A 16935-nucleotide genomic window follows, 5' to 3' on the forward strand; every position below is an offset into this window, starting at 1 on the left:
AATAATGAATATTAAAATTTAAACGTGATGTCCGCAATGAACTGTCGTCCTATTTCGGAATAGAGTTTGCTACCACTCACATACAGATTATTACGGTTAGTAATATTATTTATTGTTAGTCCTAATATAGCTGAATAATCTTTCGAGATTTTCCAATCATAGGTGGTACGCATATCCCAACTAAAACGAGGTTTCACATCTTGAAGGGTATAAGTATCAATTTTTACACCATCATGAATCACTTTGTCCGCACTGCTGGCAGTCAGCACTTGCTTATAGGTATCTTTATAGCTAAAGAAGTTAGAAATTTTTACAGGAACTGCATTAAAGCCAATATCCCAAGTGAAACGTGCTGTGATGGGCTGATTATAATTTGATGCAGGCTTATCGCCAAAATGCATAATTTTTCCATCATAAGAAATTAACTTATATAAGTCTTCCTCAGTTAGATTCTCTGTGTAATCAGGGGTGCTGCGGTAAGAGTCAGTGTAATTCACTGCTAAACCTAAATTATGCTGTGTACCCAAGAATTCTAACGGTTCAAGTGTCTCGAGTTCAAAGGTTACGGTGTCATTCTCGCCGTAACCGCTGTTTCCATATTCATAAGAAAAGTTAAACCCATTGTGGGGAATAGAGGTTTTATTTCTCGAAATTTCATCTTTATATTGGCGATTGACCCATTTTAAAGCGAAATAAGCATTTTTGAATTCGCTACTAAGACCAATCACAAACTCATCTGCATAAGGTGTTTTTAGGTTTTTTTTACGTGTATCTTGCGAACCTGAGCTTTCGGATTCAATCCATTGTGAATTTTGATCTGCGCGAGTTACTTCAAAATTTAAATCAGATAAGGACTGTCTTAAATCAGTCATATACGTCGGAGCGCTATAATAGCGGTTCCAACCTGAAACTAAGGTTAAAGTATCATTACTGAAAGGTTTGTAACTAATATTGGTACGCGGTGCAAAATTCAGGTGATTATTTGATTCATCATAATCTGCACGAAGTCCTAAACGTGCTCTTATATTATTCCAGCGAATATCATCTTCTACATAAATTGAAGCTTGTTGATATTTTTTATTAAATTCACCGGCACGATATAAACTTCCTTTTTTGAAATATTGTCCTTGGAACACTGTAGGAACTTTATTGTTTATAAAAGGAGCAGTTGTATTTTCATCACAAAGTGGGTCATTGATTTGACATTGTCCGCCTTCGAGGTCATACAGGTTTTTAGCATTGCCTGAAGTAACGCCGTAGAAAGTAGAGAAGTCTTTGGTACGTTCCCATTGAACATCATCATAATGGTAAGCAAAACCGGTACTGATTTGATGCTGTGTGCCTGCCAGTTTAAAAGTGTTAAAAACACTATCGATTTCATAATTGACAGTCGATTGTTTTAAATCAATGTCTGCTGAAGATGCGGCTTCCCAAACTTTTTCAGTGTTGTTCCAGTCTTTACTGCCTGCGGCATACAGCCAATTAATACCAATATCTGCTTCATTAACACGTGAATTATCAATGTTTTGATAATTTAATTTTTGGTTTAATTTACCCCATTGGTAGACCTTAGCTATTTCAGCAAAGATCAATGCCGATTCATTGTTGGTTGTACTGTATGAATTACGACGTTTCTCAGCATAGCTATTATTTTCTAAATCGCCCAAGCTAAAGCCGAGTTTGATCGATGTATCAGAATTGGTATTTGCAAAAAGTGTTGCACCAATGTTGGTGTTTAATTTCTTTTGTTTAATGATGTCAGGTGAGGGCAAACCACTGTATACAGGCAGTTCTGAGCTTCTTTGAGAAGCATATAGATTTATGCCATAAACTTCTGAGAGTTTACTGTATACATTGGCACTGATGCCTTGACGGGTATATTCCTTTTGGTTTGATTGTGTTGAATCACCTTCGAAAAGTGCTTTGTCAGCATCGGTTTTGACATGATAACGATTCCAATCACTTTCGGTATAGTCATAAGTCACGCTGCCATGAACTTGACCAATTTCAGTATTTGGTGCACAAGTTTCAGCATTAACTACACCACCTGTAAATTCGCCGTATGCTGCAGAAACATTACTATCGATCAATTCTAATTTACAAATTAAATCGGTATTTAGGGCAATCCCTTGTGAGCCACCATCAAGCTTGCCTGAATAGGAGTTGCCGCTTGCCAGAGGGTCAAGGTTATTGGTGGTATTGACGCCGTTAATTACAAATTTATTTCGGTAAGATTGCGCGCCATTAATAGAAATCTCGGATGGTCGTAGCTCAGCCTGTGAATCTGCAGAACGTTGTTCACGGCTAAACTGCACATTTGGATTAACTTTTAAAAAGTCTGTGATATTTTTTGAGCTATTCGGCGTTTTTTCTAAATCTTCTTTGGTGTAGACGGTTTTACCTACTTCTTGCTTGGCTTTGACTTCAACCTCAATAGGTGTCATCGACACCGTATTGGTTTTGATTTCTTCGGAGATCTGGCTTTCATTTGCATACGTTTGAGATGCTAAAGCAGTCAAAATTGCGATATTAAGGGGAGAATAGGCAAAGCGCATGGCTGTCAACAATTATGCAGATAAAAACGATAGCGATTATCATTAACTTTACAAGAATAATCAATAGAAATGAGAATTATTTGCAATAAGTGATTTTTTAATACACAACAAATTCAATGAAAATTTTGAATAATCAGGAGAGATGGTGATGTGTATTCAATAGACTTGAATATTCAGCTTGGAGAAAGTCTGAATAAGAATTGGCGTCCCTACGGGGATTCGAACCCCGGTTACCGCCGTGAAAGGGCGATGTCCTAGGCCTCTAGACGATAGGGACGTTTAGAAGATGGCGGTATCTTATTGATCCGCCATCATAGTGTCAAGTAGGTGAGGGCCGAGTTTGTTCAAAATATAGCAGAACAGTTCAGCGGTCTTCTGAGTATCGTAAAGTGCAGAGTGTGCTTCTTTACCATCAAACTCAATACCTGCTTGAATACATGATTTTGCCAGCACAGTTTGTCCAAACATTACAGCGCTCAAAGTCACTGTATCGAATACGGAAAAACTATGGAAAGGATTTTGATTTTTTGTCCCTGTACGTGCAATAGCTGCCTGTACAAACCCTAAATCAAAATGGGCATTGTGACCAACTAAAACAGCATGAGTGCAGTTTTGTTGACGACGTACTTCATTCACTGACTTAAAAATACGTTTTAATGCTGATTTTTCATCTTCAGCCATGGCCATACGCATCGGATTAAATGGATCTACACCAATAAAATCCAGTGAACGACGGTCAAGGTTGGCACCTTCAAATGGATTGATATGTGCATGGTGGGCTTCACCCGGTACAAAATTACCTTCTGCATCATACACAATAGGAATAGCTGCAATTTCCAGTAAGGCATCGGTCTGTGAATTAAAACCTGCTGTTTCGACATCGACAACAACAGGTAGGAATCCACGGAAACGTTGACCAATGACTGGTCGAGTTTCATCTGTCACACTTTTCTCCATTGGATGGTCTTACCCGCATACAACGGAATAATTTTTTCGCCATCCAAATAGTCTAAACTTTCAGGGATCACTTGATCTTCTTTTACCAAAGTAATGGTATTGGTATTTCGAGGGAGTCCGTAGAAGTCTGCACCAAAGTGGCTTGCAAAACCTTCTAAACGGTCGATTTTACCGACTTGATCAAATGCTTGAGCGTATAGCTCAATTGCTGTTGGTGCACTATAACATCCTGCACAGCCACATGCATTTTCTTTAGCATTTTTTGAGTGCGGCGCACTGTCTGTACCTAAGAAAAATTTAGGGTTCGCACTGGTCGCGACTTCAAGCAAAGTTTGCTGATGGGTTTGACGTTTTAAAATCGGTAGACAATAGAAATGCGGTTTAATGCCACCCACCAACATGTCATTACGGTTAAACAATAAATGTTGCGGTGTGATTGTCGCAGCGACATTACGGTCTTGTTCTAATACAAAATGCGCAGCTTCACTAGTAGTGATGTGTTCTAGCACCAATTTTAATTTAGGGAACTGTTTTAACAGTGGAGAAAGCACTTCATCAAGGAAACGTTTTTCACGGTCAAAAATATCGACATGGTTATGGGTCACTTCACCATGTAACAGTAATGGCACTTGGTGTTCTTCGAGTTGCTCAATCACACCATAGACTTTACTAATATCGCTGACACCACTGTCCGAGTTCGTAGTTGCACCCGCTGGATAGAGCTTGATGGCATTAACATGCTCAGATTCTTTAATTTTTTTAACTTCACTCGCCGGGGTGTTGTCTGTGAAATAAAGCACCATACGCGGGTCAAAGTGAACGCCTTCAGGAACATGTGCCATGATACGTTCACGGTATGCATTTGCTTCTTCAACGGTTTTTACCGGTGGTACGGTGTTTGGCATACAAATCGCGCGAGAGAATTGTTGTGCTAAATCAGGAACTGTACGCTTTAGGGCTAGACCGTCACGTAAATGTGCATGCCAATCATCTGGCTGAAGAAGAGTAATCGTGTTCACAGCGATTCCAAGCTTGGAAATAAAACAAATGATAATGCAAATAATGTGAAAATGGTAACGAGATTTCTGTACAAATGACTGAACAGATATAAATAAAGAATAAAACTGTGGTATTTTTAAATGACTAAAAGAATTAGATAAATGCTTGGAAATGGAATACAAGTATAACCTTGCAAAGTTGCAATACGATAAAGAAAAAATAGAGGAACTGATTACACGGCAAACTCGTCGTGTAGGGGAAATGTTTCCTAAAAAACTGGAAACCCAATTTTGGACTTTAAACCTCGATCGTGCGCAAACCAACATACGTCATTTTTTCTGGATGGGGGTGTTGATCTACTTTGTGCTTACCATGCTAATCATTCCCGGCGATTACTGGATTATTGATCAACAGCATTTTGTGCATGATTTTATTCATTGTTTGCTTGGACAGCTCAATGGTGCGCTGTGTCTTTTGACTTTATATGCCTTTGCTCGTTACGAGCGTCTGAAGCCTTATTTTTCACATGCTAGTATGTTTGTGGTGTTCTGGGCAGTTATTTCAATGTCTTGGCTCACCATGACCGTGTATACCGAAGCACTTAAACATCAGGCCATGATGATCCTTTGTATGATTTACATCTTGAGCTATATTTTGACTGGGGTGAAACCGGTCCAAATGTTGATGTCTGGCTTGTTGGCTGCTGTGGTCACCATGTTGATGCTTTTTTCGTTAGAAGTGAAATTTGATGTAATGGTGTTGGGGCGTGTACTGATTGGAAGCTGTGTATTGGGTTTTGCAATCAGTAAGATGCTCTGTGCGCGTGAAAGGATGATTTTTTTGAATATGCTGCGCGCGGATATTAGTGAAAAAATCCATCGTATTCATACCACAGAGCTTTTACATTTAAGTCAGCATGATGAATTAACCAAGATTTCAAACCGACGTACTTTTGATGAAATGCTTGATACATTTTATGAGCAATCTCGACGTAATAACACCTCGCTTGCTGTGCTATTTATCGATGTTGATCATTTTAAAAACTATAACGATTTCTACGGTCATCAAAAAGGCGATGATGTAATTTCAACCATTGCCAAAACCATTAAAAATGCCATTCGACATATGGACTTCGTAGCGCGATATGGTGGTGAAGAATTTGTGGTTTTATTGCCTGAAACCGATGCGCATGGTGCTTATGCAGTTGCCTCAAATATTTATAAAGCAATCGATCGTTTAGAAATTCCACATGCCAAATCACAGGTTTCAAATCACGTCACTATTAGTTTGGGTATTACGGTATATCGTGCTGAAAATATGACGAAGGATGAACTGTTAAATATTGCCGATCAGGCGTTGTATCGTGCGAAACAATTAGGCCGGAATCAAATTTACTATCAGTCGATTCGTTCAGCACATGTGGCTTAATGTTTAATAAAATTGAGAACTTCTCTGAAATCGGCAATAAAAAACCGCGCAAAATGCGCGGTTTTTTATGACTCAACAAATCTTATTTGTTTTTGTCTTTTAATTGAGGCACTGCAGAACCTGTACCTACTGCAAGTAAGCCAGAGTTTGTGTAGATACCTAATTTAGCGCGAGTATCTGTGATATCCAAGTTACGCATAGTCAATTGACCGATACGGTCAGCAGGGCTAAACATAGAGTCACCTTTCTCCATAGTTAAACGCTCAGCTTCATAAGTGAGGTTAGGAGATTCAGTGTTTAGAATAGTGTAGTCATTACCACGACGAAGTTCTAAAGTCACAGTACCAGTGATTGCTTTAGCAACCCAACGCTGCGCAGTTTCACGAAGCATTAATGATTGAGAATCGAACCAACGACCTTGGTAAAGAAGACGACCTAAACGCAGACCGTTAATACGGTATTGTTCGATGGTGTCTTCGTTATGAATACCAGTCACAAGACGCTCATAAGCAATATGAAGAAGCGCCATACCCGGAGCTTCGTAAATACCACGAGATTTTGCTTCAATGATACGGTTTTCGATTTGGTCAGACATACCTAGACCATGACGACCACCGATACGGTTGGCTTCAAGAATGAACTCAACTGGGTTTTCGATGCGTTTGCCATTTAATGCAACAGGGAAGCCTTCTTCGAAAGTTACAGAAACTTCTTCAGCTTTAACTTCTACGTCATCTTTCCAGAAAGCAACGCCCATGATTGGGTCTACGATTTTGATACCCGCATTAAGGTATTCAAGATCTTTTGCTTCGTGAGTCGCACCTAACATGTTTGAGTCAGTTGAGTACGCTTTCTCTTTTGACATTTTATAGTCAAAACCGTTGTCGATTAGGAACTGTGACATTTCTGCACGGCCACCTAATTCGTCAATAAAGGTTTGGTCTAACCACGGTTTGTAAATTTTAAGTGCTGGGTTAGTCAATAGACCATAACGGTAGAAACGTTCAATGTCGTTACCTTTATAAGTCGAACCGTCACCCCAGATGTTTACGTCATCTTCTTTCATTGCGGTTACAAGCATCGTACCTGTAACTGCACGACCAAGAGGAGTCGTGTTGAAATAAGGCATACCACCAGTTGAAATGTGGAAAGCGCCACATTGAATAGCCGCAATACCTTCTAATGCAAGTTGTAAACGACAATCAACTAAGCGAGCTTTAACTGCGCCATACGCTTCCGCTTTTTTTGGAATCGCATCGTAGTCGTCTTCATCAGGTTGACCTAAGTTTGCTGTGTAAGCATAAGGTTCTGCACCTTTTTGTTTCATCCACAAAAGCGCAGCTGAAGTATCTAGACCACCAGAGAAGGCAATACCAACTTTTTTGCCAACTGGGACATTCTGCAAGATAGTTGCATTATCAGTCATTGTTAATCCTAACGATATAAATATAGGCACCGAGAATGGGTGGCCTGAAAGAATACATATATGTGCATGATTGTAGCACTTTTCTGCGGGGTTTTTCTAAAAAATCATGAGATACAAGCGATGAGGTGGAAAAAAATGATCGTTGAAATCTATTGTTGAATACTTCATCTAGTTTTTGCAGGCGGAAAATGCATTTTCTGAATGGAATAGGATGCAAATATAAAGAAATCTATTAGATTTAAATAAATGGTCATACCAATATTGAGTTAATTTGGTTTTTATGCTTTTCATTGAAATGAGACTGAGGTCAAACAAAGCGTGGTTATTAGACTAAAGTATATTTCATAAAATACATTCATAAATAATAACTACAAAACAATTATTTAAAAGTTGATATGGAGGTTTTTAAACGGAAAAATAATGTTTTTGTATTTTATATTGGTCATACCAAAAATAAGAAAAGCTTGAATGATTGAGTTGAAATAATTAAAAATTGCGGAGTATTTCAGCAATAGTATGAGTTTTTATGTTTTTAATATTTATATTGGTCATACCAATGTAAAAAGACCACATGCTGATATTGCTCAATAATTAAATCTTAGTAAGCATTTCAAGGAGATGACAATGCTTCAATGGCAGCAAATATATGACCCAATGGGGAATATATGGATATCAAGTTTAATTGCGCTCATTCCGATTATCTTTTTTTTCTTGGCGCTTGCTGTATTTCGTTTAAAAGGCAGTGTGGCAGGTACGATGACCGTTGTACTGGCACTGTTGGTGTCTTTATTTGCCTATGACATGCCTGCGCTTATGGCATTGGCTTCGATGGTCTACGGTTTTTTCTATGGTTTATGGCCGATCGCATGGATCATTATTGGTGCGGTGTTCCTGTATAAAATCTCAGTCAAAACAGGGCAGTTTGACATCATCCGTTCTTCGATACTTTCCATTACTGAAGATCAACGTTTACAGATGCTATTAGTCGGCTTTGCTTTCGGTACTTTCCTAGAAGGTGCTGCGGGCTTTGGTGCTCCTGTGGCGATTACCGCAGCACTATTGGTAGGTTTAGGCTTTAAACCTTTATATGCGGCAGGTCTTTGTCTGATCGTCAATACTGCGCCAGTGGCTTTTGGTGCGATGGGTATTCCAATTATCGTTGCTGGACAAGTGTCTGGTGTAGATACGATGGAAATCAGTCAGATGGTTGGTCGACAGCTGCCATTTATGGTGCCGATTGTACTGTTTTGGATTATGGCGATTATGGATGGCTGGCGCGGTGTGAAGGAAACTTGGCCTGCGGTTGTGGTTGGGGCGAGTAGCTTTGCGATTGCACAGTACCTAACCTCGAACTTTGTCGGTCCTGAATTACCCGATATTACTGCGGCGATTGCCTCTTTAGTGTCATTAACGATTTTATTTAAATATTGGCAGCCTAAACATATTTTCCGCTTTGCAGATCAAGATGCGACGATGAGTGAAGATGTGGCTGCACAAAAACAGCAAAAATATAGCTTGGGTCAAATTGCAAAAGCGTGGTCGCCATTTGCGATCTTAACGGTGATGGTCACGATCTGGAGTATTAAACCGTTTAAGGATTTATTTACCAAAGACGGTGCTTTACATGATTTGGTTATTTCGATCAAAGTGCCATTCTTACACCAATTGGTTCAAAAGATGCCGCCAGTCGTACCTGAAATGAAGGACTACGATGCCATCTATAAATTTGATTGGTTTTCGGCAACAGGTACGGCAATTGTCATTGCTGCGATCATTACCATTATTTTCTTAAAAATGAAGCCGAAAGACGCGATTGTGACCTTTGGTGAAACCATTAATGAATTAAAAATTCCAATTTATTCGATTGGGATGGTGTTGTCTTTTGCTTTTATCGCCAACTATTCAGGTATGTCTTCGACCTTGGCTTTGGCCCTTGCACATACAGGTCAAGCCTTTACCTTCTTCTCGCCATTTTTAGGATGGCTTGGTGTATTCCTCACGGGTTCAGATACGTCAGCCAATGCGCTATTTGCAGCATTGCAGGCGACTACTGCACAACAAATCGGTGTGCCAGAAGTATTACTCGTTGCTGCTAATACCAGTGGCGGTGTGACAGGGAAAATGATTTCACCACAGTCAATTGCAATTGCATGTGCGGCAGTCGGGTTGGTAGGTAAAGAGTCGGATTTATTCCGTTTTACCGTAAAACACAGTATAACGTTCACAATCATGATGGGGATTTTAATCACCCTACAAGCTTATGTGTTCCCTTGGATGATTCCATAACACGAATTGTGTAACAACGTTAAGGAAAGCAGATGAAAGTCTCTGATAAAACTGTTCAAAGTCTTCGTGTATTGATTGAACAAAGCAATATGCAAGTTGGAGATCGTCTGCCTGCTGAACGGAAATTGTGTGAACAACTTGGCGTCTCACGCACCTCTTTACGCGAAGCGATTTCTCAATTGACCAGCATGGGCGTGTTGGTCAGTAAAGTCGGTGCAGGGACTTTTTTAAAGCAATTACCTGCGACTTGGTCGAGTTATCAAATTGTGCAGCCCATCAGCAGTTTGATTAGTGAAGACCCTGCCTACCGTTTTGATGTGCAAGAGGCGCGCATTATTTTGGAAGGTGGTACCGCATGGTATGCGGCACAACGTGCTACAGCAGAGGACTTGGCACATATCCGACATTATTATGATCAGATCAATCATTTTCAGGCTTTAGGCAATGACGATGAAGCAGCGCGTGCAGATGCCAAATTTCATTTAGCAATTGCTGAAGCTTCACACAATTTAGTGTTGATTCAGATGATGCGTGGTCTATTTGATCTGTTGCAATTTAATGTTGTTTTAGGTCGTCGAAAAGTTTATAGCGAAGCACACCGATTTGATCAATTGCATGATCAGCACTTTCAAGTCATGAATGCAATTGAACGTCGTGATCCTGAAGCTGCACGTAAAGCAGTCTGTGGACACATTGAGTTTGTAGTACAACAGGTGCGTATGATTGATGAAGAAGAAGCTCGACGTCAGCGTGCCAGTCGATTAAACAGGATATAAGCATGATTATTTCTTCTGCCAATGACTACCGTGAAGCGGCACGTCGTCGTTTACCGCCATTTTTATTTCATTACATCGATGGCGGGGCGTATGCCGAATATACCTTAAAGCGTAATGTAGAAGATTTATCAAAAATAGCGTTGCGTCAACGTGTGCTGAATGACATGTCACAGCTGAGTCTAGAAACCCAACTGTTTAATGAAACCTTATCGATGCCTGTGGCTCTATCACCTGTGGGTTTAACCGGGATGTATGCACGCCGCGGCGAAGTTCAAGCAGCAGTAGCCGCAGATAAAAAGGGCATTCCATTTACGCTGTCTACCGTTTCAGTATGTCCTATTGAAGAGGTGTCGCCAGCGATTCAGCGTCCCATGTGGTTTCAGTTATATGTGCTACGTGACCGTGGCTTTATGAAAAATGCCTTAGAACGTGCCAAAGCTGCAGGCTGTTCAACTTTAGTGTTTACCGTGGATATGCCTGTTCCGGGCGCGCGTTACCGTGATGCGCACTCAGGGATGAGCGGGCCAAATGCAGCCATGCGCCGTTATATGCAGTCGTGTTTCCACCCACACTGGGCGTGGAATGTGGGGTTGTTAGGTCGTCCACATGACTTGGGGAATATTTCTAAATACTTGGGTAAACCAACAGGTTTGGAAGATTATATCGGCTGGTTGGGCAATAACTTTGACCCATCAATTTCATGGAAAGACCTTGAGTGGATTCGTGAATTTTGGGATGGCCCGATGGTGATTAAAGGCATTCTTGACCCTGAGGATGCCAAAGATGCAGTGCGTTTCGGTGCAGATGGGATTGTGGTTTCAAACCATGGTGGTCGTCAGCTCGATGGTGTTTTATCTTCGGCACGTGCGCTTCCGCCAATTGCCGATGCAGTCAAGGGCGATATTAAAATCCTCGCAGATTCAGGTGTTCGTAATGGTCTAGATGTTGTGCGTATGCTGGCATTGGGTGCGGACACCTGTATGCTCGGTCGTGCCTTTGTTTATGCACTCGGTGCAGCAGGCGGTGAAGGTGTTTCAAATCTTTTAGAATTGATTGATAAAGAAATGCGTGTTGCGATGACCTTAACTGGTGCAAAAACCATTGCGGATATTACATCTGATTGTTTGGTGAAGTTAGAGAAAGAGTTGGCCGGGTGATTTTTTGAATAGATCTCTTGGGAAAGTTATTCGTCATCAAAAAAATTAGCAATGAAAGTTCCCTCTCTTTGTAGGAGTGGGTTAGGGAGAGGTATTTATTGAATAATTACCCTCATCCTCTTGCGTAGCATTGCTACTCATCCCAAAGGGAGAAGGGATATTCATTATAGATTTTAATAACAATGACTAAAAACTTTTGATATGTGCAAATAAACCTACGTTGTTTAAAATTATTTAAATCAATATTTTTTCCTTGCATAACAATGCTATTCCTCTTTAGCGAGGAGAGAAAATATTGAAAATGGAAAATTCTACGAGCATGCAAACTCAATCATCACAAACCATTCAAAACCTCATCAACATCGTCGGTAAGCAACACGTTTTAACTGAAGATAAAGACACACGTTTATACCGCCAAGGTCGCCGTTACGGTGCAGGAAAAGTCTTAGCTGTGGTTACACCGGGCTCATTACTTGAGCAATGGCATGTGTTGCAAGCAGCTGTGGATGCAAATTGTATTGTGATTATGCAAGCCGCCAATACCGGTTTGACAGGTGGTTCAACGCCTTTTGGCGATGACTATGACCGTCCTGTGGTGCTGATGAGTACTCGCCGTTTGGTTGGCATTCAGGTGATTAATGACGGTCAGCAAGTCATTTGCCTACCGGGGGCAACATTAGACAAGCTTGAAAAAGATTTGGTGCCATTTAATCGTGAACCTCATTCGGTGATTGGTTCTTCGTGTATTGGGGCATCGGTTTTGGGCGGCGTGTGCAATAACTCAGGTGGTGCTTTGGTGCGCCGTGGTCCTGCCTATACAGAGCTTGCACTGTATGCACAAGTCAATTCATCAGGTGAATTGGAGCTGGTCAATCATTTAGGTGTCCATCTTGGCAATACGCCTGAAGAAATCCTCACAGCGCTCGAAAATAAAAATTATCAAATCAACGACATTGTGAATAATTCAAGTTGCTGTGCGTCAGATCAACGCTATTCACATGACGTTAAACAAGTTGATGAAAATACGCCTGCACGTTTTAATGCCGATCCAAGCCGTTTATTTGAAGCTTCAGGTTCAGCAGGTAAGGTCTGCGTCTTTGCCGTGCGTTTAGATACTTTTGAAAAGATTCCAAGTCAGGTGTTTTATGTGGGAACCAATTCACAAGATGATTTAACAGAAATTCGTCGTTTTCTACTAAAAGATCTTGCACGCCTCCCGATTGCAGGTGAGTACATTCATCGCGTGGCATACGATATTGGGGCTGAATACGGTAAAGATTCTTTTGTATTTATCGAAAAATTTGGCACCGCAAAAGTTCCTGCTGCTTTTGCCATGAAAGATAAAGTCGATGGCTATTTAGAAAAACTGGGTTTGCAAGGTTTATCGGATAAAGTTTTACAACTCGTCACTAAATTTATGCCGAATCATCTGCCAAAACGTATGAATGAGTTTCGTGATTTATATGAACATCATTTGATGATTCGTATTGAAAATCAGGATGTTGATCAAGTTGATCAGTATTTGAAAAGGTATTTTTTAGATAGAACGTCAGGCAATTATTTTAAATGTACGGATGAAGAAGGACGCAAGGCATTTTTACATCGTTTTGCGGTGGCGGGTGCTGCCATTCGATATCGTGATACGCATCGTTCAGAAGTGGAAGACATTGTTGCATTGGATATTGCATTACGTCGCAATGATCGTGAATGGGTGGAAACTTTGCCGAACGACATGGATGAGCAAATTATCCATAAACTCTATTATGGACATTTTCTTTGTCATGTTTTTCATCAAGATTATATTGTGAAAAAAGGGGTAGATCCTTTGGCAATGGAACATGCAATGTGGCATTTACTCGATGACCGTGGCGCTGAATATCCTGCAGAACACAATGTTGGGCATTTGTATGTGGCGAAACCTGCATTAAAAAATCATTATCAAAAGCTGGATCCGACTAATAGCTTTAATGTCGGGATTGGACAAACCAGCAAGCTGAAACATTGGAAATAATGCTTTTAAAAACAACATGCCGTGATGTGAAACTTCACGGCTTTTTTTATGGTTCGAGGATTTATATATCAGGAGGTATTGACCATAAAGGCGAAGAATATTTTCTAAATTGTCATCCCAAAATATAAAAAAACCGCTAAAGTGTTATGCAACAAGTTGCAAAGCCAAAATAAGGATTCAGCATGACAACGACTAGCTATGCAAATATTTTAAAGCCTTTACATTTGGGTTTTACCACGATTAAAAACCGTGTCGTGATGGGGTCCATGCATAGTGGGCTGGAAGATCGTTTTTATAATTATCCTAAGCTTGCGGCTTATTTTGGTGAGCGTGCGAAAGGGGGTGTCGGCCTGATTATTACAGGCGGTATTTCGCCAAACCGCCAAGGTTGGCTGTTACCTGCTGGCGGAACCATGAATACTTTAGGTGATATTGCTCCACATCGATTGGTGACCCATGCAGTACATAAGCATGGTGCCAAAATTTTAATGCAAATTTTGCATGCTGGGCGTTATGGCTATCAGCCTTTTGCAGTGTCAGCAAGTCCGATTAAATCTCCGATTTCACCTTTTAAACCACGTCAATTAACGGACAAACAAATTCTTTCAACCATTGATGATTATGTCAAAACGGCAAGTCTTGCACATAAGGCCGGCTATGATGGTGTTGAAATTATGGGTTCAGAAGGCTACTTGTTGAATCAGTTTTTAAGCCGTCATGTCAACCAACGGACAGACCGTTGGGGCGGTGAAATTGAAAATCGTATGCGCCTTGCGGTTGATATTGTGAAATCAATACGTGCTGAAGTGGGTGAGAAATTTATTATCTGCTTCCGTTTGTCATTGCTTGATTTGGTTCATGATGGGAACACTATGGCAGAAGTCATTACTGTTGCTAAAGCATTGGAAGCAGCGGGTGTGACGTTATTGAACACGGGTATTGGTTGGCATGAAGCACGTATTCCGACAATTGTGACCTCAGTGCCTCGCGCAGCGTTTGTGGACTATACCGCTGAAGTCAAAAAACATGTTGCGATCCCTGTCATTGCGTCCAACCGTATCAATATGCCAGATACTGCTGAAGAAATTTTAGCTTCAGGCAAGGCGGATATGGTGCAGATGGCACGTCCATTCTTGGCAGATCCATTTTGGGTAAATAAAACGGCGACCAACCGTGTTGATGAAATTAATACCTGTATTGCCTGTAACCAAGCCTGTTTAGATCATACTTTTAAAAATCAGCGTGCGACGTGTTTGGTCAACCCACGAGCGGCATATGAAACTGAATTGGTTTATTTAAAAACTAAAAAACCGAAGCGTATTGCAGTCGTCGGTGGTGGCGTGGCAGGCATGTCTGCTGCAACGGTTGCAGCAAGCCGAGGCCATGCGGTGACACTATTTGAAGCTGGTGCAGAGGTGGGTGGTCAATTTAATTTGGCGAAAGTCGTTCCCGGCAAAGAAGAATTTCACGAAACGATTCGCTACTTTAAAGTTCAAATCGAAAAAACGGGTGTCGATCTGCGTTTAAACACGCGTGTAAACCGTGAACAACTTGAACGTGAAGGGTTTGAGGAAGTTGTCATTGCAACAGGTGTGGTACCTCGCAGCTTAAAAATTGAAGGGAGTGATGCACCAAATGTCTTGTCTTATGCAGAAGTGCTGAAAGGCGCAGCTGTGGGGAATAAAGTTGCTGTGATTGGTGCAGGCGGCATTGGCTTTGATGTATCTGAATTTTTACTCAAACCGCCACATCAGCCACAACCAATGCCTTTAGCGGATTGGCAGCGAGAGTGGGGTGTCGATCCAAATCCGAACTACGTAACAGAAGGCGGTATGCAGGCTGCTGAGATCGAACCTCCTGTTCGAGAAATTTATTTATTACAACGTAAAACAACTGTACTTGGTGCAGGGTTGGGTAAAACATCTGGTTGGGTACACCGTGCACAATTAAAGAAAAATGCGGTTCGTATGCTGCGTGGTGTTCAATACAAAGCCATTAGTGATGAAGGGCTTTGGGTTGAACATGCAGGGCATGATCAATTATTACGTGTAGATACGATCGTCGTTTGTGCGGGTCAGGAATCGGTGAAGCATTTGATGCCAGAACAGGGTGAGAAAACCCTTGCCAATTACCATATTATTGGTGGCGCAAAACTAGCAGCAGAGTTAGATGCGAAACGCGCAATACGTGAAGGTGCGGAGCTTGCGGCTAAACTTTAAGGATTTGGCGAAACAATATTCATTTGAAAGGTTTAGTTGTAATTTTTACTTGTCAGATGAATAAAACCTCCGTATTATGGCGCACATGGAAGCGTGGCAGAGCGGTTTAATGCACCGGTCTTGAAAACCGACGAGGGCGCGAGTCCTCCGTGAGTTCGAATCTCACCGCTTCCGCCAAATTCAAAAAAGCCCCTGTAGTGATACAGGGGCTTTTTTTTTGTCTTAGATTTTAATTTGAGACGGCAATCTTATTCATTAGTATTTTTAAGCAATGCTAAAAATGGATATCACACTTAAAATTCAAGTCAGAAATTAATACAAGGGTTGTCAAAGGTAGAATTAAAAGTAAGAGAAAAGAATGTTTATAGATTGATAGTGTAGAATTTATTTTTAATGGCCTATTTATTTAAATCTTTCACAAGCATTGGGCAGAGCTATGATCGCTTATTTTGAAAAAATATCAATTGTATTTTATTTGATCAAATGTTTAGAAGTGTCACGCCCCCTTGGCAAGGGGTAAAAAAGTGCTATATTTAAATCACGGTAGGTCATAAAACGACGCTACCAATAAGTTGGACGGATCAATGACAGCTCGTTGAGTTTCGTAATATTTTAGTCTTAAGATATTGCAGACAAGAAATCAGCACTAGCCTTCCAACATAGAGCCCGCAGCAATGCGGGCTTTTTAATGTCTTTCAAAATGTGAAAATATAGTGTTTTTGTCAAACAATAATTAAATAGTCAACTTATGTTATTGATATATATTTACTAAAGTAAAATAAGTTTACATTGCCATGAAATCTAACATTTACAAAGCAGGTTGTTGCGTAAAGGTGTGATATAAACAATTCAATTATTAAAACAAGTAGAGACGTCACTATGACACAGATGATCGATATTAAAGTGAAGGACCAATTTAGTCAGGTTTATGAAGCACAAGCTTTGGTGCGTAATCCTTCAGAAGAAGATTCAAGAGGGCTGTTTCATCGCATTGAACATATCATTATTGCAGGTGAAATCATCCTACCCAGTATCGAACTACTTTTTGAAAGTCAAAAATCGGACAGTATTTACAAGCTTTTAGAAGCTTAAATTGAATGAATAAAAAAAACTCACCTTAT

Annotated in this window: 11 protein-coding genes and 2 tRNA genes; 8 read left to right on the forward strand and 5 right to left on the reverse strand. The window is 40.6% G+C overall.

Translation table 11 applies throughout. The features are described 5' to 3' along the window. Nucleotides 1–11: 11 nt before the first annotated feature. From FTU12_RS05730 to pyrC, 4 genes are all read right to left on the reverse strand, one after another. Nucleotides 12–2555 carry a TonB-dependent siderophore receptor gene (locus FTU12_RS05730; protein ID WP_180113950.1) on the reverse strand — a complete coding sequence of 848 codons (2544 nt, stop codon included), beginning with the start codon at nt 2553–2555 and terminating at the stop codon, nt 12–14. A 201-nt stretch (nt 2556–2756) separates the two neighbouring features. Further along, a tRNA-Glu gene (locus FTU12_RS05735) sits at nt 2757–2832 on the reverse strand. 20 nt (nt 2833–2852) lie between these two features. Next, nucleotides 2853–3512, reverse strand: coding sequence for a ribonuclease T (gene rnt / locus FTU12_RS05740; protein WP_078192915.1), 660 nt, complete (start codon nt 3510–3512; stop codon nt 2853–2855). Further along, entirely contained in the window at nt 3497–4531 is a 1035-nt protein-coding gene (gene pyrC / locus FTU12_RS05745; RefSeq protein WP_111885770.1) for a dihydroorotase, read from the reverse strand. Before pyrC ends, rnt begins: the two co-directional genes overlap by 16 nt. Nucleotides 4532–4682: 151 nt before the next feature. Here pyrC and FTU12_RS05750 point away from each other — a divergent pair, with 151 nt between their 5' ends. Continuing rightward, nucleotides 4683–5939, forward strand: coding sequence for a diguanylate cyclase (locus tag FTU12_RS05750; RefSeq protein ID WP_180113951.1), 1257 nt, complete (start codon nt 4683–4685; stop codon nt 5937–5939). Nucleotides 5940–6021: 82 nt separating this feature from the next. On the opposite strand, the gene argG is transcribed toward FTU12_RS05750, so the two are convergent. Then, the gene (gene argG, locus FTU12_RS05755; RefSeq protein ID WP_078192912.1) at nt 6022–7365 is read right to left on the reverse strand and encodes an argininosuccinate synthase; all 1344 of its coding nucleotides are present in this window, start codon (nt 7363–7365) and stop codon (nt 6022–6024) included. Between the two features lie 618 nt (nt 7366–7983). Here argG and lldP point away from each other — a divergent pair. The 7 genes from lldP to FTU12_RS05790 all read left to right on the forward strand — a co-directional run bounded on the left by lldP (nt 7984) and on the right by FTU12_RS05790 (nt 16906). After that, on the forward strand, nt 7984–9651 hold the full coding sequence (gene lldP / locus FTU12_RS05760; RefSeq protein WP_180059893.1) for an L-lactate permease: 1668 nt from the start codon (nt 7984–7986) through the stop codon (nt 9649–9651). 32 nt (nt 9652–9683) lie between these two features. After that, nucleotides 9684–10427, forward strand: coding sequence for a transcriptional regulator LldR (gene lldR / locus FTU12_RS05765; protein ID WP_180004196.1), 744 nt, complete (start codon nt 9684–9686; stop codon nt 10425–10427). Nucleotides 10428–10429: 2 nt separating this feature from the next. After that, the gene (lldD, locus tag FTU12_RS05770; protein ID WP_180113952.1) at nt 10430–11584 is read left to right on the forward strand and encodes an FMN-dependent L-lactate dehydrogenase LldD; all 1155 of its coding nucleotides are present in this window, start codon (nt 10430–10432) and stop codon (nt 11582–11584) included. Nucleotides 11585–11903: 319 nt separating this feature from the next. Next, entirely contained in the window at nt 11904–13595 is a 1692-nt protein-coding gene (gene dld, locus FTU12_RS05775) for a D-lactate dehydrogenase (protein ID WP_180113977.1), read from the forward strand. A 182-nt stretch (nt 13596–13777) separates the two neighbouring features. Then, nucleotides 13778–15814 carry an NADPH-dependent 2,4-dienoyl-CoA reductase gene (locus FTU12_RS05780; RefSeq protein ID WP_180113953.1) on the forward strand — a complete coding sequence of 679 codons (2037 nt, stop codon included), beginning with the start codon at nt 13778–13780 and terminating at the stop codon, nt 15812–15814. 87 nt (nt 15815–15901) lie between these two features. Beyond that, nucleotides 15902–15991 (forward strand) — tRNA-Ser (locus FTU12_RS05785). Nucleotides 15992–16693: 702 nt separating this feature from the next. Beyond that, nucleotides 16694–16906: a hypothetical protein gene (locus FTU12_RS05790; RefSeq protein WP_111885766.1), complete on the forward strand. Its 213-nt coding sequence runs from the start codon at nt 16694–16696 to the stop codon at nt 16904–16906. Nucleotides 16907–16935 lie beyond the last annotated feature (29 nt).

Source organism: Acinetobacter sp. YH12063, assembly GCF_013419715.1.
GTDB classification, from domain to species: Bacteria; Pseudomonadota; Gammaproteobacteria; order Pseudomonadales; family Moraxellaceae; genus Acinetobacter; species Acinetobacter amyesii.

Bases quoted from the DNA above. Each gene is read 5' to 3' on its own strand.
- FTU12_RS05730 (WP_180113950.1), bottom strand. From the start codon at position 2,555: ATGCGCTTTGCCTATTCTCCCCTTAATATCGCAATTTTGACTGCTTTA.
- rnt (WP_078192915.1), bottom strand. From the start codon at position 3,512: ATGGAGAAAAGTGTGACAGATGAAACTCGACCAGTCATTGGTCAACGT.
- FTU12_RS05750 (WP_180113951.1), top strand. From the start codon at position 4,683: ATGGAATACAAGTATAACCTTGCAAAGTTGCAATACGATAAAGAAAAA.
- argG (WP_078192912.1), bottom strand. From the start codon at position 7,365: ATGACTGATAATGCAACTATCTTGCAGAATGTCCCAGTTGGCAAAAAA.
- lldP (WP_180059893.1), top strand. From the start codon at position 7,984: ATGACAATGCTTCAATGGCAGCAAATATATGACCCAATGGGGAATATA.
- lldR (WP_180004196.1), top strand. From the start codon at position 9,684: ATGAAAGTCTCTGATAAAACTGTTCAAAGTCTTCGTGTATTGATTGAA.
- lldD (WP_180113952.1), top strand. From the start codon at position 10,430: ATGATTATTTCTTCTGCCAATGACTACCGTGAAGCGGCACGTCGTCGT.
- dld (WP_180113977.1), top strand. From the start codon at position 11,904: ATGCAAACTCAATCATCACAAACCATTCAAAACCTCATCAACATCGTC.
- FTU12_RS05780 (WP_180113953.1), top strand. From the start codon at position 13,778: ATGACAACGACTAGCTATGCAAATATTTTAAAGCCTTTACATTTGGGT.
- FTU12_RS05790 (WP_111885766.1), top strand. From the start codon at position 16,694: ATGACACAGATGATCGATATTAAAGTGAAGGACCAATTTAGTCAGGTT.